Source organism: Pseudoalteromonas sp. ABE4_541 (assembly GCF_056312285.1).
This window is the reverse complement of the sequence record NZ_JBSVEM010000028.1, coordinates 36,593-54,814: the sequence shown is the minus strand read 5'-3', so window position 1 is coordinate 54,814 and position 18,222 is coordinate 36,593. Positions and strand designations below refer to the sequence as shown.

Sequence of the window (18,222 nt, the reverse complement as noted above, 5' to 3'; positions counted from 1 at the left end):
CCATCAAAAAGCGTAAGCTGTTCCCACATGATGACTCGGCTAAAAAGGTAGTTTACTTGGCTATTGAGCAGGCATCTAAAAAATGGACGATACCGATAAGGAATTGGAAATCGGCCTTAAATCGATTTATGATCGAATTCGAAGACCGATTAAAAGATGTTATTTAAAACTGGCAGTTACACAAAATGTGTTACAGGGTCTTAAACTTTGTGCTCAGCTACGCTTTCGTCAGCTATTTTTACTCTTGCCGCTTTGGTCAACCTCACCAGTTCTTTACGCACACAAACACTGTCTAAACACAGCTTTTCAAACTGAATGTAGTAGTTCTTTTCATTTGCGCGCAAGTAACAGCCGTCGCTGACGATGGTCGTCATTTCAACCTCATCCGCTTCTAAACCGTGGGTGAGTTTTAGGATAAGACGGTTTGCGTCGCTATGGTCGTCGTTCATGTGGTTAACCATATGGGCTTCATCATTCAGATCCCATTGTGGTAGCGTTTGTCGCCACTCGTCTTTTTCAATCCAGAAAATATGACCAAAGCCACCAATGTAACGCACACGCTTTACTTCCATGCGCCATAGCTGAAAGTCGTGCGCTTGACGGTAACTAACGGCTTCTGGATATTGGCGTTCGTAACGGGCAAGCAAAGCTTCATGTTCTTGTGCTGGAACAGGAGATGCGTCACCCACCACCGTCACACGGGCGTGGGCATTCTGGTCCCCTTGCTCGGCGGCATCAAACACGGTTGCACACATTTTGCTTTCTTCAGATAAATTACGTGAGTGTTGGGCAATGCCTGCGATGTAAAAAATTAAGCGGCCCTCGTTATCACTCATAAAAGGAGAAACTGAACCAAAAGGGTAACCCGCTAAATTTTTGGATATGGTTGAAATCACGCAAACATTGGATTGTCTGACTAAAGTTCGTGCTTCAAAAGCAGCTTGTTCACGCATGGGTAACTCCTCGTTGTGGTTCTGAAAATATCATAGGTATTTGATAAGTAGGATGCGTTGTGATTTGCATCAAAGTCCTATAAATCGGCTGTAAAACCGAAGGTTGTAGTACCTCTTGGGGTGAACCATCATGGCTCAGTTTCCCTTGGCTGAGTAGTAAAACGCGATCAGCATATAAAGAGGTCAGGTTTAAATCATGTAACACCGCGATTACGGTATTGCCTTGCTGTGCAAACGCCTTAGCCTTGCTTAGCGTCAGGTGTTGGTGGTGCATATCAAGCGCAGATGTAGGTTCGTCCAACAACATTAACTTGCCTTGTGTATCGGGGTTGTGGGCATCCAGCTGTGCCATACAGCGGGCAAATTGTATACGTTGAAACTCACCACCAGAAAGCGCGGTGACATCGCGATGAGCAAGTTTCTCTAAGCTAAGTTGTTCAATCAGTTGTGCGACGACTTGAGCCTGAACAGCAATTGGTTCATGGTATGGGTAGCGGCCCATTGCAATCAACTCATTGGAACTAAATGAAAAATTCACACGGTTATTTTGTAAAAGCACGGCGCGTTTGGTGGCGAGTGTTTGCTCATCTAGGCGCTGCATTGACTGACCATTGAACTTAATTTGTCCAGAAAATGGGATGTCGCCACATATTGCACTCAGTAATGTTGACTTTCCTGCGCCATTTTCACCAAGCAATACAACAAGTTCGCCTTGATTTGCGGTAAAGTTAATATTATCTAGAATTGCTTTGCTACCACGTTGAATAGACAAGTTTTCACACTTAAGCATGTAATCCTCGTTTTTGTTTTAACAGTTGATAGACAAAAAATGGGCTACCAAATAGCGCGGTAATAATACCGATGGGTAGCTCTGATGGTGCAACGATTAAGCGCGAGATCCAGTCAGCCAGAAGGATCACTAAGCAGCCTAATAACATACTCAGTGGTAGCATACGTCTTAAATCAGGTCCTACTAACAAACGTGCGATATGGGGTATGAGTAGGCCGACAAAACCAATCATACCAGACATTGCCACCGCACCACCTACGCCAAGTGCCACGATAAATACAATCTCCGACTTTAAACGTTTAACGTTCACGCCCAAATGGCGAGCTTCCAGTTCACCGAGCATTAACGCATTGATTTTTTTGCGGCGAATGAATAATGCGTAAATACTCACTAATATTAGTGGTGCGCCATATTGTAATGCAGACCAGCTAGCCCCTCCCATAGAGCCCATTTGCCAGTAAGTCATTAAACGCAAAGAGCTATCATCGGCAAAGAAACTTAATAAGCCAATCACCGCCATAGCCATGGCGTTTATTGCTACACCCGCAAGTAGCAAGGTGGTGATTTGAATTTGTCCATGATGATTGGAAATCTTATAAATAAGTCCTGTTACGGCAAAAGCACCTACAAATGCTGCGGGTGCGACCATCGCTTCGTGAATAAAGCTCACTTGTGCTGAAAGGGCTATAACAGAAACAGCACCAACAGCGGCCCCCCCTGTAACACCCATTAAACTTGGGTCGGCCAAAGGGTTTCGGCATAAGGCCTGTGTAGCAGCTCCTGCGCTTGCTAGCACGGCACCAATTAAAATAGCCAGCACTAACCTTGGCAAGCGAATTTGTGTCATCACCGTTAGGTGAAGCGGTTGTACATCGCTCGTCATTGAATCAGGTAGTAGCCATACAATAGGCATTTTCCAATCCCAGCCTATTGCGCCACTGCTTAATGATAACCAAGCAAGTAGCCCAAGCAGTGCGCCACTGATCCAGTACCACTGAATGTGACGTTCGCTATTCATAAATGAGGATACTAAGGCGCTCATAACATCTCTTGCTGGTAGGCTGCCAGTTGCGCAATTGCTTCAGGTAAGCGTGATGTCATACCAATGGAAATTAACGAGTCCATGACAAGTACTCGACATGCTTTCGCTGCAGGCACAAGAGCCAATGAGGGCAGTTTACAAAATGCTTCTTTACCGCCAAGAGAATAAACGGTATGGCTGGGAGCGACGATAAAGTCAGGATTTGCCGCCACCATTGATTCGGTATTATAAGGTTTGAAGCCGCTTTCAGTCGCCAGATTTTCTACCCCAGTATAAGAGAACAAAATATCAGGCACGGTCTCGCTACCAGCGACTAAAACTCCGCGTTCACTGGCTGAGAGGATAAACATAGCCTTATGTTGTATGGGTGCGGCTTTATCAGGTAATTGTAGTTGTAGTTGACGGATCAGTGCACGTGCATTGTGCTGCTTATCTAACTCTTCTCCCAATCGCTCGATAAGGGCAAACAGCTCTTTCACTTGTGTGGGTTTGGGGTAGTGATTAACACGAACGCCAGTACTTTTTAGTTGTGTTAGTACCTCAGGGCGGCCAGTGCCTTCGAGTGTTAATATCAAAGTTGGTGATTGAGATAGAACGCCTTCGGCAGCTAAATCACGATAGTAGCCAACTTTTGGCAGTTGTTGTGCTTCTTTTGGCGATGTGCTTGAAGTATCAATCGCGACAACTTGGTCTCCTGCACCAATGGCAAACACAATGTCTGTTAGCGTACCGCCAGCGATCACAATTCTTTGTGCTTGGGCCGTGAAGCTCATAGCGACTAAGGCGATTAGCAAATATAAACGTAGTTTCATGCTGTTTCTCATTTTTTACAAAAAGTCTCTCTAGATGCTTGGCGATTACACAAAGCATCCATCACGTATGCGTTGATGAGGCGAATAATACCGAACTGAGTTAAGTAAATCTATATAAATATAAAAATGCGAACTATTTTCATTTGCAATTAGGGTTAAGTGATTTTATAGTGCACAAAAAATCACGCTCTCCCTTTTTGAGGTATAAAAAATGGTTATAAGACACACGGCAATTTCTTTGGGTATTTTCGCAGCTTGCTCTGGAGCAACTCATGTGCAGGCAGAAGAGTTTGAAAAAAACAAAGATGTGATCGTAGTTACAGGTTCTCGTGTCGAGCAAGCGCTGGGTGATGTGGCTGGCAGTGTGAATGTGGTGACAGAACAAGATCTAGAAGATGAGCTGGCGGTTGATTTAAACACTGCATTCCGTTATCAAACAGGTGTGAGTGCAACAGGCAATGCAGGGCAAGCTCAGGCTTTGAACATTCGTGGTATGGGTGGTAACCGTGTCGTTTATGTCAAAGATGGTCGTCGCATGAATGATGCATACGAAGGAGGACAAGGATTACTGATCGGTCGAGGTTACTTAGACGTGGATGATGTGCGTCAAATTGAAGTTGCTAAAGGTGCAGCATCATCACTTTACGGCTCGGACGCGCTTGGCGGTATCGTTGTGATCACGACGAAAACACCAAAAGACTATCTTAAGAATGATAATCAATATACAAGTGTGCAAGCCGGGTTTAACGGTGTAAGCGATGAAACATCACTATCGGGTGTATTCGCAACACGCTTTGATGAACATGCCATTTCAGCACAATTGACACGCCGTGATGGTAAAGAAACACAAAACTATGATGAAACCCTGCCTGAGCTGGATTACCACTCGGATGCAATGATTTTAAAATCACAACATGATTTGACCAGCGCAAGTTCGTTGCTTGCCACGATTGATTTTTTTGAACAAGAAACTGAACAGTTGATCACGACGGGTAGCCATGAGACAGTCGATGATAACCGCAATGTTTCATTCTCTTTAGCCTATCAAACGGCCAACCCTACAGTGGTGTATGACAACTTAAGTGCACAAGTTTATTTGACTGATTTTGAACAAAAGAGTGCACAAATTCGCGCTGGTAATGGTCGTTCAGGCCCTTATGTCGATCACAACGACTATCGTTTTGAGCAGCAAATCTTTGGTACCAAGTTAGTGCTCGATAAAAAGCTAATGACGGGCAACGTTGCACATCAGCTAGTTTATGGCTTTGACTTTGAACGATATGACACCACGCGTCCACGGGTGAAGTCACGCTTTGATGTTACCGGCCAAGCTTTATTCTCTGATGAACCACAAAAAGCATTCCCGGGGGCAGACACCGATATGCTGGGTGTATTCGTGCAAAACAATATGGCTTTAATTGAAGATACACTAGACTTGCAGGTGGCACTGCGTTGGGATAGCTATGATATGCAAGCGAAACGCAGTGACTTATATAATGTGGAGTTTAAAGATATTGACGAAACGGCGTTTTCTCCAAAAGTTGGTTTGGTGTATTCGTTAACCAACAATTTACGCGTGTATGCTCAGTACGCCGAAGGATTTAAGATCCCACCACACGATCAAGCCTACCAAAGTCATGGTGTAGAGCCATTTTATCAAATACTGCCGAATGAAGATTTAGACCCAGAATACAGCAAAGGTATTGAACTGGGTATTCGAGGCGATTTTGATAATCATCAATTTACATTGACGACGTTTAACACTCAGTTTGATGGCTTTATTGCTTCAAAAATAGTACGCACTGAAGCGACGCGTATTCCTGGAGTGAGTAAAGCTTACTACCAGTATCACAATTTATCAGATGTAGAAATAGAAGGAGCAGAGGCCACATACACGCTTTGGCTTAACGATCAATTGGCGATTGATAGTGGCATAACCTATTTGCATGGCAAAGATAAGTTCAACAACACTTATTTAGAGTCTATTAACCCATTAAACGGTTATGTTAAAGCCCGATATGAAGTAGGCGAATTATCTTTAACTGCAGCGCTCAAAGCGGCTCAAAAGATGGATAAAGTGCCAGATGAGAGCAATGTGAAAACCAGTGGCTGGGGGACGGTCGATTTATTTGCACAATACAAGTTTGGTAAGTGGCAATTGAACGGTGGTGTCTTCAACCTTTTGGACAAGCAGTACTTACAATATAATGATGTAGCAGGACAAAGCGCTGAGGCGAGCCTCAACCAGTATACGCAGTCAGGCCGCCATTTTGCGTTAAACATTAAATACACACTGTAGTATCATTGTTAGGTGCCGTTTAGGCGGCATCTAGCCCAAATGCACTTTAGTCCATGAGTTTTGTACACCATATATGAACGAAACCACCATAAAGTGCGTCGAATTTAAGTGGCAAAGCGAGAAAACTTAATTCTTACTTGCATTGTTGAAAAAAACTCGTACAATTCCCCAGCTTCCCAATAGTGGGAAGTAAATCTTATTAATGAAAACAGTCAATCTATTCAGAGGACGGTATGGTAACTATTCGTTTGCAACGTGGTGGCGCTAAGAAGCGTCCTTTCTATCAAATTGTGGTTGCGGATAGCCGTTTCTCGCGTGACGGTCGTTTCATCGAGAAAGTAGGTTTCTTTAACCCAATCGCTGCTGGTCAAGAAGAAAAACTTCGTCTAGACCTTGCCCGTGTTGATCACTGGGTAGGTCAAGGTGCAGGTCTTTCTGATCGTGTAGCTAAGTTAGTTAAAGACGCTCGTAAAGCGGCTTAATAGGCGTAAGTGTAACCATGAGTCAAGAAAACACCTCGATTATTGTAGTAGGTAAGCTTGGTGCCCCTTATGGTATTAAGGGCTGGCTTAAGGTGCATTCATTTACTGATGATCCCCAAGGGATCTTCGATTTCAGCCCATGGTTGATAGGGCAACAAGGTAAATGGCAAACCCTTGAAGTAAGCGACTGGCGTCGCCACAACAAGGGCTTTATCGCCAAGTTCGCGCAAGTAAACGACAGAGACCAAGCAATGGCTTTAACCAATGTGGAAATTTCTGTAGATTCTGCGCAACTGCCAGATCTTCCTGAAGGGGAGTTCTATTGGCGAGATCTCATCGGCATGTCTGTTGTAACCGATAAAGGTTATGACCTTGGACAAGTTGATGACTTGATGGAGACAGGATCAAATGACGTTTTGGTTGTGAAAGCAAACAAAAAAGATGCATTTGGTCAGTCAGAGCGTTTGATTCCTTTTTTAACTGATTCAGTTATTAAAGAAGTGAAACATGATGACAGACAAATTATTGTTGATTGGGATCCAGGCTTTTAATGAGCCAGCAAAATCCATTATGGGTTGGGGTGATTTCACTTTTTCCCGAAATGTTTGATGCAATAACCCAACAAGGCGTTACAGGCCGCGCGGTTAAAAACGGTTTAATCGATTTTAACTGTTGGAATCCAAGAGACTATGCCACAGATAAGCATAGAACAGTGGATGACAGACCTTACGGTGGTGGTCCTGGCATGTTGATGATGGTTCAACCATTACAACAAGCAATACTTGCAGCTAAATCAGCGGCAGGTGAAGGCGCTAAAGTAATTTATATGTCCCCTCAAGGGCGAAAACTAGATCAACAAGGCGCGGCTGAATTAGCCAAGTCAGAAAAATTGATTTTAGTAGCTGGTCGCTATGAAGGTATAGACGAGCGGATCATTGAGTCTCATGTAGATGAAGAATGGTCCATCGGTGATTTTATCCTCAGTGGTGGTGAACTGCCAGCCATGACATTAATTGATGCAGTAGCGCGATTAGTGCCAGGGGTGTTAGGTCATAATCAATCTGCGGAGCAAGATTCATTTTCGGATGGCTTGTTAGATTGCCCTCACTATACTCGGCCAGAAACATTGGATGGCAAACAGGTACCTGCTGTATTACTCAGCGGTAACCACCAAGAGATAGCCAAATGGCGCACTAAGCAGTCGTTAGGCAGAACTTGGTTACGACGTCCAGACTTGTTGCGTAACCTAGCTCTGACTGAGGAGCAAGCGGCACTACTCGCTGAATTTCAGCACGAGTACCAAAAAGCTTGTGGCTAGAAGACAGTTACACCTAGGAATGTGAGAAATAAAATGGCAAAAGTAAACCAAAATATTATTAAAGAGCTTGAAGCTGAACAGCTTAAGCAAGACGTACCTGCGTTCGGCGCTGGTGATACAGTTGTTGTACAGGTACGCGTAAAAGAGGGTAACAAAGAGCGTCTACAGGCCTTTGAAGGTGTTGTAATCGCTAAGCGTAACCGTGGTCTACACTCAGCTTTCACAGTTCGTAAAATTTCGAGCGGTGAAGGTGTTGAGCGTGTATTCCAAACGCACAGCCCACTTGTTGACAGCATTACAGTTAAGCGTCGCGGTGCAGTTCGTCGCGCTAAGCTTTACTACTTGCGTGAGCGTTCAGGTAAATCAGCACGTATTAAAGAGAAACTTAACTAATACGCGCTTTTACCACGCTAAAAAAACAGGCCACTCATTGAGTGGCCTGTTTTGGTTTGGCATCCTAAACTTTATGATACCAACCCGCAATAACACTTAATCACTTTGAGGGATTAAATCTGATGATAACTGCGTTAAAAATTTCTCATTTGGAACAACTAAATAACGAAATTTTTGCCTTGTCTACATGGATGTAGGTACCGTAGCGATAGCAGGGCGCGGTAGCGGTAGCGGTGCTACTTACAAGGTTTTCTTGCCTCAAAATAGACAACTTAGTTAAGTGGATTGGTATAACCTGAACTCGGGGTAACGGATATGAGAAAGCCCAGTCAATGAATTCATTGCCAGAGTAAAATACATATCGCTTATGCCGAATTGAGGTTCACATATAGTTTCTTTCACTTTTCTCTACAGTAGGAACTTGATAGACTGCCTGTATCAAATAATTTACTAGTGTAAACTTTAATATACAACAATGGCGAGCCTGATGGACTTAAATGAATTGAGAAGTAGTATCGATCAATGCGATGCAGAATTAGTTAACTTACTTGCCAAACGTAGTGCGCTGACAGAGCAGATCGGCATTATCAAACAACAGACCGGCGCACCTTTACATGCCCCAGACAGAGAAGCGGCACTCATCGCCTCAAGGCGTGAGCAAGCGGAAAACCTGAATGTAAACCCTGATTTGGTTGAAGATATATTGCGCCGTATGATGCGAGAAGCGTACGAAAACCAGCAGGGTAAATTGGCCTGCGCTGCACCTGAACTGTCGCCCGTTGTCATTGTGGGTGGTAAAGGCGCGATGGGCCAGCTATTTGCGAAGCAGTTTTTACGCTCTGGCTATGAAGTCAAAATCATCGACCGTGAAGAAAGTGCTCAGGCCAGTGCGCTGCTAGAAGGTGCAAAGTTGGTGCTGATCAGCGTACCGATAAATGCACTTGAGCAGGTGGTGAACAATTTACCGCCATTGCCAGAGGACTGTGTTCTGGCTGACATTACTTCTGTGAAGCAAGGCCCTCTCAAAGTGCTTCTGTCGAAGCATCATGGTCCCGTTGTTGGCTTACACCCCATGTTTGGTCCGGATATATCACACTGGGTGAAACAAACCGTGGTTGTTTGTGCAGGAAGAAACCATGAAGCCTGTAATGGCTTGTTAAAGCAATTGGCAATTTGGGGGAGTCAGTTGGTTGAGATTGATGCTAAAAAACATGATCAGGCTATGCAAATTATTCAGGTGATGCGTCACTTAACCACGTTCGTTTATGGGCAGTTTTTGTCAAAGCAGTGCCATACATTGGATGAGTTGCGCAGTTGCTCGTCACCTATTTATCAGTTAGAGCTTATGATGGTTGGTCGCCTATTCGCGCAGTCGCCTGAGTTATATTCAGACATCATGTTGGCTCAGTTTGATGATGTGGAAGGGTTGCTAGCGAGCTATCAGGAAACCTTCGCTGCAACGATAGAGAAACTACAAAATGCAGATAAAGACGGTTTGATAGAAGCGTTTTCACAAGCTAAGCACTACTTCTCCGATAGCGCTAAGCACTTCTTATCTCAAAGTCGTGGCCTATTGAATAAAGCAAATGATGCGAAGGTGTTGGATTAATACTAATTCGTTATAGCACTTAACCATTGGTTAAGTGGATCGATATTGGGCAAGTTAAGGTTATACCTCAACTTGCCTTTCAGACTTTACAATACCTCGACCGCTTTCATCGATTCACTTTGATAACAGCCTAGCACTCTAACATACTGAGTATGGACCTTGAGCGCTTCAAGTGCTCTTTGTACATCAGCGGAAGCGAGGTTGGCGATAAGATCAACATAAAATACTTCTTCCCAAGGGTTGCCAGGCACCGGACGAGACTCAAGCTTAACCATATTGATGTTATGTTGTTTAAACACCATCAGTGCGTCTGCTAAAGAGCCCACTTGCTGTTTGGTTGCCATGATCAAGCTTGTCTTGGTGGGGATCTGCGTTGAAACTTGGAGTGCTTTACGCGCTACAATGATGAAACGACTGTGATTCTCAGCTTGATTCGCAAGCCCTGTTTTTATGACTTCTAAACCAAGCTCTTTGCCTGCCTGTGCAGAGCCAATGGCTGCGCTCGCTGGTGTGTTCAATGCTTGTTGTAACGCACTCGAGGTGGAATCACATGTTTCGTGTAGCACGTTATTAAGGCCCTGAATAAACTTGCTACATTGTGCGAAAGGCTGATGATGCGCATAGATTTTTTTGATATCCAAGAGCTGGGTATCGGGTTGTGCAAGTAAACAATGATCAACTGTGTGTGTGACTTCACCAATAATTGAGACTTGCGCATGTTGCAGTAAGTCAAACACCTCGTTGATACTGCCTGAGCTGGTATTTTCTATGGGAAGTAGACCATAGTCGGCCTGACCTTTTTCCACCTGCTCGGTGATTTGCTCAAAGCTTTGACAGCCCATTTCAATGACTTGACCAGGGCGACGGCTAAAATACTTATGACAAGCAAGTTGACTGTATGACCCCGGCCCCCCTAAATACGCAACGCGATGCGTGTCACCAACGGCCTCTGGATTAAGGCTCTTCTGTAATAGTGCTTGTTGGTTCAACACTGAATCTTCTAATATCGTTTGAAAGACATTGTTGACGTAAAAAGCATCTAAGCCAAGCGACTTACCATAACGGATCAGTTTTTCTAGCAACGCTTGTTCGCGCTCTTCATCACGGATAGGTTTGTTATTGGCGATTTTATATTCCAACACACTGTGGCTAATGCGGCGGCGCTTTGCGAGCAGCACCATTAAGTCAGAATCAATTTCACTAATGTCTTTTCTTAAAGCATCTAAAGCAGTTTCAGTCATAGGTCCTCATTCCCCATTGGCAAAAAAAAAGCCTCCCATTTGGGAGGCTTATCTATTTGGTGTTACGCGCAAACAGTTAAGCCTCCTCATCTAAAGAAGCTAAAAAAGAAAAAACCGTAAATGCGAGTAACTGATAAATTCATGATATAAGTCTGTAGTATTGCTTGATTACATTAGTAGCATACTTCATTTCACTAATTCAAGTATTACTTTTTATGAAAAGCGAGCTAGGCTGATTTCTTAGCACGAGTAAGGATGTGTGCTTGGCGTATAGGTTAAGTTTCTGTTATATTTGCTTGTCTAAGTACAAAAAAAATAAATTAATATAAGGGCTTAGTTTTGGTCAATCGTCGACCCCCTTCACGATTTGGAATTCACTCGTTGAGTGTTAAGTTGTCCGTTCTTATCTCGGCTGTTTGCGTGATCGCAGGTATATTCGCAGCTGCCCTTATGTTGAAATCAGAAGAAAGGCAACTACTTAACAGCGAGTATGAAGCACTAAAGCTCACAAGTGAACAAGCGGTGAAACAGTTTGATCAGTATATTGAGCATAAAACCAAACTGGCGGAACAAGCAAACGTCAATGTTGTACGTGAGTTATTTGACGGCGGACATAACATCCAAGCGCAGAAAAATTCAGAGATTATTTCCGACAATGGCGCTTATTCGAGTATTGCAAATAATGGACTCTCGGCAGCTTACATGGCAACCGACGAGCTTAATGCTGTTAATGAGCAATTATTTGCAAGTTCAGAGTCGTTGTGGAACGTACTTGCGCCAGTTATTTTACAAGACTTCTTTAATTTTTATGTAGTGACCTCAGACAATTTCATTCGTATTGCCCCACCAAATGTATTGATTAATAGCCAGTCTAATACTGGCATGTTTGCTGCGCATGCATTGCCGTTACTAAGGGAAGAGCTGAACCCAACTCGAGAAGCATTATGGTCCCCAGTGCATTTTGACAAAATATGGAATAAATGGGTGATTAGCGTGTATGTACCTATGTATTTTGATAACGAGTACATTGGTTTTACTGGCACGGATGTTGAAATTGCAAAAATGATCGCTCAGTTGCCAGTGTCTAACGAAGAGCAGGGGATCATCATATTTGATGCGCAGGGCAGAGTGATCTCAGCACCCAATTTAAATATTGATAATTTACGAACGCATCAAGAAAAACCCCATTTAGACATTTTAGATGACTTAAAAGGGGTGATCACACCTGTTTTAAGTTCGAAATTGAATCAGTATCAAGGCGAATTTGTGCGCAGTGGCCATAATCATATTATTAATATCACTGCACTTAGAAAATTAGGTTGGTACGTAGGTACTTACAAAAAAAGGGATACCAGCCTATCTTCACTTGAAGCGCTCAAATTGAAGTTTTTTGGCTTATTTATTTTATATGCTGCTTTTGTTGCGTTGTTGCTTCATCAAGTTTTATATCAATTAGTACTGTCTAGAATTAATGCCTTAGTCGGTGCTGTAAGCGGTTTTGGGAAAGGACAGTGGCAAACATCTCAATTACCCAGTAGCAATGATGAGATTGGTTTGCTGAACGAAGCTTTCAATAAAATGAGTCGCGAAATTAAAACGCTTGTTGAGGGACTTAAGCAGCGTATCGTTGAAAAAGAAAAGGCAGAAAAACAAGCAAATCGCCTTTCGAAAGCAGTATCTTTTTCTGGTACTGCTGTTGCCATTACAAATGGTGATTTTGAAATTGAGTATGTAAACCCAAAAATGGTTGAAATGACTCAGTTTGACGCGGCGCACTTTATTGGTTCGCCATTACTGAGCATTATTTCCAACGATATGGCTATTTTGATAGACGATATTGATATTGATTTAAGAAGCCGAAATTATTGGCGTGGAGATACATTACTTTCTGGTAAAGGCCCAAACCCAATTTGGGTGAGTTTAAGCATTTCGCCAATTAGAGAGCAAGACGGGCGCATATCAAGTTATGTTGCGTCAGCGCAAGATATTTCATTTGTGAAAGAAAGCCAGAAGAAAATGGAAGAACTGGCTTACTTTGATACGCTGACTGGCCTTGCAAACCGAACCTTCTTTAGAATGCAATTGCGTAAATCAATGGCACTTGCTGGGCGGGGTCACTATGCATTTGCATTATTCTATTTTGACTTAGACGAGTTTAAACGTATCAACGACACCTTAGGGCACGATGCTGGAGATAGTTTGCTGACTGAGGTTGCTGAGCGACTCAAAAATAGATTGAGGGCGGAAGATACTATTGCACGACTCGGTGGCGATGAATTTGCGGTGTTACTGAGCGGTATTGATAGCAGAGATAACGCGATGGAAGTTGCGCACATGATCCAAAAAACCATCAACAAGCCGATCATGCTTGGCAATAATGAAGTGATTGTTAGCGCGAGTATCGGTATTACGATGGCACCGTTTGACAGTCAAGAAGAGGAGCAGTTACTCAAACATGCCGATCTGGCGATGTACGAAGCTAAAGCCAAGGGGCGCAATACTTTCCATTTTTACTCGCAGGAGCTGAATGAGGCGGCAAACGAACGACTTTATATTGAAAATGAACTGCGATTAGCCATCAAAGAGCAGCAGTTTAAGCTTCATTATCAGCCGCAGGTGGATATTCGAACAATGGAAGTGATTGGCTACGAAGCACTTATACGTTGGTATCATCCAGAGAAAGGTTTTATACCACCTGATAAATTTATTCATATAGCAGAAACAACTGGGTTGATAGTTGAATTGGGTGAGTGGGTAATTGAAGAAGCGTGCCGTTTTTCAATGCAGATGCAGCAGCAAGGTGAAGCGGCCAATGTCTCCATTAACCTTTCTGCACGACAATTCAAAGATGATAGCTTGATATCTACGTTATCAGAGGTCCTGAATAGAACCCATATGTCACCAGAATTACTACATTTAGAGCTCACCGAAAGCATGCTCATGGGCAATGTTGAAGCAGCTATTGCGCAATTACATCAAATCAAAGCGCTAGGTATTGCTTTATCAATAGATGACTTTGGCACAGGTTATTCGTCTTTAAGTTATTTGAAACGTTTCCCAGTAGATATGCTCAAGGTGGACCGTTCGTTTGTAAAAGATATTCCTGATGACTCCAATGATATGGAGATCACCGCTGCAATTATTGCTATGGCACAAAAGTTAAAGCTGCAAGTGATAGCGGAAGGGGTCGAAACACAAGAGCAAATAGACTTTTTACAACGAAACAACTGCTTTATTGTGCAGGGATATTTTTTCAGCCCACCAATCAGTGATGTGCAGGTGCTGGAGTTTATTGCGCAACTCAAACAAAATCGCGCCACTTGATACGTGGCGCTTTGAGTGTCAGAGTTTGCGCATTTGGCGGTACTTCTTGCTATTTGCTGAAGCTTTTACTGTGCATTCCCAACGTCTTTAGCTTGATGATGCTTTTCTTCATGCGGCCAATCGCATAAAATGCTCGGCTATTGTGAATAATGGTAAGTAGTAACTATGCGCGTAGCTTTGGGCATTGAATATAATGGTGCAAATTATAGCGGCTGGCAAAGGCAGTCTCACGTCAATAGCATCCAACAAGAATTGGAAACAGTTTTGTCTCGGATCTGCAATCATCCGGTAGAAATTGTATGTGCTGGAAGAACTGATGCGGGTGTGCATGCTACAGGTCAAGTTGTGCACTTTGACACACATGCTGAGCGAGATATGAGCGCATTTACATTAGGCATGAACTCTCAACTACCCGATGATATTGCGGTACGATACGCACAGCAGGTTGATGATGAATTTCATGCACGATTTAGTGCCACTGCCAGGCGTTATCGTTATGTCATCTATAATCACCCGTTTCGACCGGGGATATTACGCAGCGGTGTGACCCATTATCACCATCCTTTAGATGAAACTTTAATGCAGGCTGCTTGTCCTGTGATGATGGGGGAGCAAGACTTTACCTCGTTCCGAGCTGTGCATTGTCAATCTAATACACCTTTTCGCAATATTCACCACTTGAGTGTTGAAAGAGTTGGGAATTACATTGTGATTGATATTAAGGCGAATGCGTTTTTGCATCATATGGTTCGTAATATCACAGGCTGTTTACTCGATATTGGTACAGGCAAAGAGTCACCTGATTGGCTGGCACATTTGCTGAAAATTAAAGATAGAACGCAAGCAAGTGCAACAGCAAAGCCAAACGGGTTGTATTTAGTTGATGTTGATTATCCAGACAAATGGCAGATACCTTCAACACCACTAGGACCGTTGTTTTTACCTGAATAATCGCTCTAATTTATGCTTTAAGTGCGCGAAATTATTAGACTACTAAGACCAGTTTTTTATATCGTTGATTGCTAAATCATGTTTTAATTAATTAAATTGTCTGTATAGATCAGACTAAACAAAACAGAATTAGCGATTAAGAGAGTTACCAATGAGTTGGTTAGAAAAAATCTTACCTAAAACCACTAAATCTTCTGGAAAGAAAGAGATCCCTGAAGGTGTTTGGGCTAAATGTACAGATTGTGATTCTATTCTATACAAAGCAGAATTAGAAAAGTCACTCAACGTATGCCCTAAGTGTGATCACCACATGCGTTTGAGTGCGAGAAAGCGCCTTGAGTTGTTCTTAGATGAAGCGGATCGCCAAGAATTAGGTGCGCATCATGAGCCTCAAGATGTATTGAAGTTTAAAGACTCGAAAAAGTACACAGACCGTATCACTGCAGCGCAAAAAGTTAGCGGTGAGAAAGACGCATTAGTTGCGATGAAAGGTCGTCTTAAAGGTATGCCTGTTGCGGCAGTCTCATTTGAATTTGCATTTATGGGCGGTTCAATGGCGTCTGTTGTAGGTGCGCGCTTTGTCGAAGCGGTGAACGAGTGTTTAGAGCACGATATGCCACTTGTTTGTTTTTCTGCGTCAGGTGGTGCTCGTATGCAAGAAGCACTGATGTCACTTATGCAGATGGCTAAAACAAGTGCTGCTTTGGCAAAGATGTCAGAGCGTGGCTTGCCGTTTATTTCTGTGCTTACAGATCCGACAATGGGTGGTGTATCGGCATCGTTGGCCATGCTGGGTGACATTAATGTTGCTGAGCCTAAAGCGCTAATCGGTTTTGCTGGTCCTCGAGTTATTGAGCAAACAGTGCGTGAAACATTACCAGAAGGTTTCCAGCGAAGTGAATTCCTATTGGAGCACGGTGCAATCGATATGATCGTCGATCGCCGTGAAATGCGCGATACCTTAGCGCGAATTTTAGCAAAGTTTATGGACTTGCCTTCTACTGAACAAGAGCATAGAGTAGCGTAAATTTTTCAATTTAAGCGTTTTTGTTCATGGCAGAGAAAACACTAAGCCAATCGTCAAGCCTTGATGATTGGCTTTGTTACATTGAAGGGGTTCACCCTTCTAGCATTGAAATGGGATTAGAGCGTGTAAAGCACGTAGCTCAGCAAACTCAACTTCTTGACACCCCAAGCAAAATAATTCTGATAGGTGGCACAAACGGTAAGGGCACCACAGCTCGTTGTTTAGAGTCGCTTTTGTTGGCGCAAGGTTACAGCGTCGGTACCTATGCATCTCCGCACTTAATACATTATAACGAACGTGTTCGCATCAATGGCAAAACACTGGATGATCAACAGCACATCGATGCCTTTTACATGCTTGATCAGGGTCGTGGTGATACGCAAATTACCTTTTTTGAATATGGTACTTTAGGTGCTTTAGCTATTTTTAAACGTCATCAAGTTGACTTTATTCTTTTGGAAGTAGGTCTTGGTGGACGTTTTGATGCCACAAATATTGTTACACCCTATGCGAGTGTCATTACCACCATAGATTTAGACCACAAAGAATATTTGGGAGATACACGCGAACTAGTTGGTTACGATAAGGCTGGTATCTTTAGGACGCAAACACCAGCAATAGTGGGCGATTTAAACATACCCCTCACGGTGACGGATTATGGCAATGAAATAGCCGCAGACATGGTACTTGCTAATAGAGACTTTAGCCACCAGCTAACAGAGTCAGGCTTTGTTTGGCAGTATCAAGAACATAGCCTAGTGCTGGCAACTCCTGCGATCCCTGCGCAGAATGTAGCGACGGCTTTGACCACGTTAGCTAAGTTGGAACTTTTACCTGACTATAGCGTGATTGAGAATTGTATCAATGCACTAAAGGTTGAAGGACGCTTCCAAAAGCTCAGTGATAAACCACTGGTGTACACTGATGTGGCGCATAACCCTGAGTCAGCGCGTTACTTGAAACAAAAAATTGCTCAGCTAAAATCTCAAGGGTTTAAAATCCACGCATTAATCGCTATGCTTGCAGACAAAGATAAAGCGAGTGTGATCAATGCGCTATCTGATGAAGTGACACAATGGTCTTGTGCCTCGTTATCGGGTCCTCGCGCTGAGACTGCGGAGAATTTGCTGCCTTTGTTGTCTCAACAAGCTCGGCAGACAAGTAACACTTATGCAAGTGTAAAAGTTGCATTAGATGATATTGTGCAGTCGCAGCCAAATGATACCGCATTAGTTATATTTGGCTCCTTTGTAACCGTGGCTGAAGCCATTCAATATTGGCAAAAATAGAGAGTAGTAACGTGGATTCAGGATTTATTAACCGCTTAGTGGGCACCAGCATTGTTGTGGTGGCGGCCATTATATTTATTCCCAATATTCTTGACGGTGAAAAGGTTCACTACAAAGAAGGGTTTAAAGCTATTCCTGAGCGCCCTGAGTTCACGACTGTTGATTTGCAATCTGCCATAGACCAAAAAGTCGAGATGGCTCCAGAAGTCAATGGAGAGCCAATAGAAGACATCGTCAGTGATGATCATCAGTTTGTGGAAGCTCAGACCAACGATGGCGTATCGGTCGCTGTTGACGAACAGCCCTCAAACGTGACATCTCAGGGAGAGCCAGTTGCGTTATCAACAAAGAAAGACAGCTCAACTAACCCCAAAAGGTCGCCAGTTTCTAATCTTGCAGACATGGCTTATGTGATTCAACTGGGTAGTTTTTCACATAAACCAAATGTTGATGCCTTGGTTGAAAAATTGAAAAAAAGAGGCTTCGATGTATTCACCCGACCAGTCAAAACACCCAATGGGACTCTCACAAAAGTGTTTGTTGGGCCCGATCTTAGCAAAGAAAAATTAGAAGCTAAGCTACCAGAACTCAAGAAGTTAACCAAGCTTAACGGTCGCTTGACTCAGTTCAATATTGCAAATTGATCTGGTAATTGGCCCACAGCTCTTATAGAATGCGCCCCAAATTAACGA

At 43.3% G+C, this 18,222-nt stretch carries 16 protein-coding genes and 1 pseudogene; 12 read left to right on the top strand and 5 right to left on the bottom strand.

Features of this window, described 5'->3' with window-relative positions:
• Window positions 1-167: pseudogene (locus tag ACW689_RS20010) on the top strand (IS256 family transposase); the annotation flags it as partial.
• Between the two features lie 33 nt (window positions 168-200).
• Here ACW689_RS20010 and ACW689_RS20005 read toward each other — a convergent pair.
• Genes ACW689_RS20005 through ACW689_RS19990 form a run of 4 tightly spaced genes read right to left on the bottom strand, consistent with a single transcriptional unit; the run spans window position 201 to window position 3,597 of the window.
• Window positions 201-953 (bottom strand): HugZ family pyridoxamine 5'-phosphate oxidase, encoded by a 753-nt coding sequence (locus tag ACW689_RS20005; RefSeq protein ID WP_476294026.1) that lies wholly within the window; start codon window positions 951-953, stop codon window positions 201-203.
• Entirely contained in the window at window positions 946-1,743 is a 798-nt protein-coding gene (locus tag ACW689_RS20000; protein ID WP_476294024.1) for a heme ABC transporter ATP-binding protein, read from the bottom strand. Before ACW689_RS20000 ends, ACW689_RS20005 begins: the two co-directional genes overlap by 8 nt.
• Window positions 1,736-2,785 (bottom strand): FecCD family ABC transporter permease, encoded by a 1,050-nt coding sequence (locus tag ACW689_RS19995; protein ID WP_476294022.1) that lies wholly within the window; start codon window positions 2,783-2,785, stop codon window positions 1,736-1,738. Before ACW689_RS19995 ends, ACW689_RS20000 begins: the two co-directional genes overlap by 8 nt.
• The gene (locus tag ACW689_RS19990) at window positions 2,782-3,597 is read right to left on the bottom strand and encodes a heme/hemin ABC transporter substrate-binding protein (protein WP_476294020.1); all 816 of its coding nucleotides are present in this window, start codon (window positions 3,595-3,597) and stop codon (window positions 2,782-2,784) included. The genes ACW689_RS19995 and ACW689_RS19990 overlap by 4 nt, the downstream gene beginning before the upstream one ends.
• A gap of 211 nt (window positions 3,598-3,808) precedes the next feature.
• On the opposite strand from ACW689_RS19990, the gene ACW689_RS19985 reads away from it, so the two are divergent.
• From ACW689_RS19985 to tyrA, 6 genes are all read left to right on the top strand, one after another.
• The gene (locus tag ACW689_RS19985) at window positions 3,809-5,896 is read left to right on the top strand and encodes a TonB-dependent hemoglobin/transferrin/lactoferrin family receptor (protein ID WP_476294019.1); all 2,088 of its coding nucleotides are present in this window, start codon (window positions 3,809-3,811) and stop codon (window positions 5,894-5,896) included.
• A 233-nt stretch (window positions 5,897-6,129) separates the two neighbouring features.
• Entirely contained in the window at window positions 6,130-6,378 is a 249-nt protein-coding gene (gene rpsP, locus ACW689_RS19980; protein WP_010382415.1) for a 30S ribosomal protein S16, read from the top strand.
• A gap of 17 nt (window positions 6,379-6,395) precedes the next feature.
• Window positions 6,396-6,929 carry a ribosome maturation factor RimM gene (gene rimM / locus ACW689_RS19975; RefSeq protein ID WP_476294018.1) on the top strand — a complete coding sequence of 178 codons (534 nt, stop codon included), beginning with the start codon at window positions 6,396-6,398 and terminating at the stop codon, window positions 6,927-6,929.
• On the top strand, window positions 6,929-7,696 hold the full coding sequence (gene trmD / locus ACW689_RS19970; protein ID WP_476294016.1) for a tRNA (guanosine(37)-N1)-methyltransferase TrmD: 768 nt from the start codon (window positions 6,929-6,931) through the stop codon (window positions 7,694-7,696). Before rimM ends, trmD begins: the two co-directional genes overlap by 1 nt.
• Window positions 7,697-7,729: 33 nt before the next feature.
• Window positions 7,730-8,089, top strand: a complete 360-nt coding sequence (gene rplS, locus ACW689_RS19965; protein WP_058030692.1) for a 50S ribosomal protein L19 — start codon at window positions 7,730-7,732, stop codon at window positions 8,087-8,089.
• A gap of 475 nt (window positions 8,090-8,564) precedes the next feature.
• On the top strand, window positions 8,565-9,698 hold the full coding sequence (gene tyrA / locus ACW689_RS19960; RefSeq protein WP_476294015.1) for a bifunctional chorismate mutase/prephenate dehydrogenase: 1,134 nt from the start codon (window positions 8,565-8,567) through the stop codon (window positions 9,696-9,698).
• An 86-nt stretch (window positions 9,699-9,784) separates the two neighbouring features.
• On the opposite strand, the gene ACW689_RS19955 is transcribed toward tyrA, so the two are convergent.
• Entirely contained in the window at window positions 9,785-10,939 is a 1,155-nt protein-coding gene (locus tag ACW689_RS19955; RefSeq protein WP_476294013.1) for a chorismate mutase, read from the bottom strand.
• A 339-nt stretch (window positions 10,940-11,278) separates the two neighbouring features.
• Between ACW689_RS19955 and ACW689_RS19950 the strand changes: the two genes are divergently transcribed.
• The 5 genes from ACW689_RS19950 to ACW689_RS19930 all read left to right on the top strand — a co-directional run bounded on the left by ACW689_RS19950 (window position 11,279) and on the right by ACW689_RS19930 (window position 18,174).
• Window positions 11,279-14,263, top strand: a complete 2,985-nt coding sequence (locus ACW689_RS19950) for an EAL domain-containing protein (RefSeq protein ID WP_476294012.1) — start codon at window positions 11,279-11,281, stop codon at window positions 14,261-14,263.
• A 165-nt stretch (window positions 14,264-14,428) separates the two neighbouring features.
• Window positions 14,429-15,214, top strand: a complete 786-nt coding sequence (gene truA / locus ACW689_RS19945) for a tRNA pseudouridine(38-40) synthase TruA (RefSeq protein WP_476294010.1) — start codon at window positions 14,429-14,431, stop codon at window positions 15,212-15,214.
• Window positions 15,215-15,365: 151 nt separating this feature from the next.
• Window positions 15,366-16,241, top strand: a complete 876-nt coding sequence (gene accD, locus ACW689_RS19940) for an acetyl-CoA carboxylase, carboxyltransferase subunit beta (protein WP_476294009.1) — start codon at window positions 15,366-15,368, stop codon at window positions 16,239-16,241.
• Between the two features lie 26 nt (window positions 16,242-16,267).
• A complete protein-coding gene (gene folC / locus ACW689_RS19935; protein ID WP_476294007.1) occupies window positions 16,268-17,530 on the top strand; it encodes a bifunctional tetrahydrofolate synthase/dihydrofolate synthase in 1,263 nt (420 codons plus the stop codon).
• Between the two features lie 11 nt (window positions 17,531-17,541).
• Entirely contained in the window at window positions 17,542-18,174 is a 633-nt protein-coding gene (locus tag ACW689_RS19930) for an SPOR domain-containing protein (protein WP_476294005.1), read from the top strand.
• Window positions 18,175-18,222: the final 48 nt, after the last annotated feature.

Bases quoted from the DNA above. Each gene is read 5' to 3' on its own strand.
- ACW689_RS20005 (WP_476294026.1), bottom strand. From the start codon at position 953: ATGCGTGAACAAGCTGCTTTTGAAGCACGAACTTTAGTCAGACAATCC.
- ACW689_RS20000 (WP_476294024.1), bottom strand. From the start codon at position 1,743: ATGCTTAAGTGTGAAAACTTGTCTATTCAACGTGGTAGCAAAGCAATT.
- ACW689_RS19995 (WP_476294022.1), bottom strand. From the start codon at position 2,785: ATGAGCGCCTTAGTATCCTCATTTATGAATAGCGAACGTCACATTCAG.
- ACW689_RS19990 (WP_476294020.1), bottom strand. From the start codon at position 3,597: ATGAAACTACGTTTATATTTGCTAATCGCCTTAGTCGCTATGAGCTTC.
- ACW689_RS19985 (WP_476294019.1), top strand. From the start codon at position 3,809: ATGGTTATAAGACACACGGCAATTTCTTTGGGTATTTTCGCAGCTTGC.
- rpsP (WP_010382415.1), top strand. From the start codon at position 6,130: ATGGTAACTATTCGTTTGCAACGTGGTGGCGCTAAGAAGCGTCCTTTC.
- rimM (WP_476294018.1), top strand. From the start codon at position 6,396: ATGAGTCAAGAAAACACCTCGATTATTGTAGTAGGTAAGCTTGGTGCC.
- trmD (WP_476294016.1), top strand. From the start codon at position 6,929: ATGAGCCAGCAAAATCCATTATGGGTTGGGGTGATTTCACTTTTTCCC.
- rplS (WP_058030692.1), top strand. From the start codon at position 7,730: ATGGCAAAAGTAAACCAAAATATTATTAAAGAGCTTGAAGCTGAACAG.
- tyrA (WP_476294015.1), top strand. From the start codon at position 8,565: ATGGCGAGCCTGATGGACTTAAATGAATTGAGAAGTAGTATCGATCAA.
- ACW689_RS19955 (WP_476294013.1), bottom strand. From the start codon at position 10,939: ATGACTGAAACTGCTTTAGATGCTTTAAGAAAAGACATTAGTGAAATT.
- truA (WP_476294010.1), top strand. From the start codon at position 14,429: ATGCGCGTAGCTTTGGGCATTGAATATAATGGTGCAAATTATAGCGGC.
- accD (WP_476294009.1), top strand. From the start codon at position 15,366: ATGAGTTGGTTAGAAAAAATCTTACCTAAAACCACTAAATCTTCTGGA.
- folC (WP_476294007.1), top strand. From the start codon at position 16,268: ATGGCAGAGAAAACACTAAGCCAATCGTCAAGCCTTGATGATTGGCTT.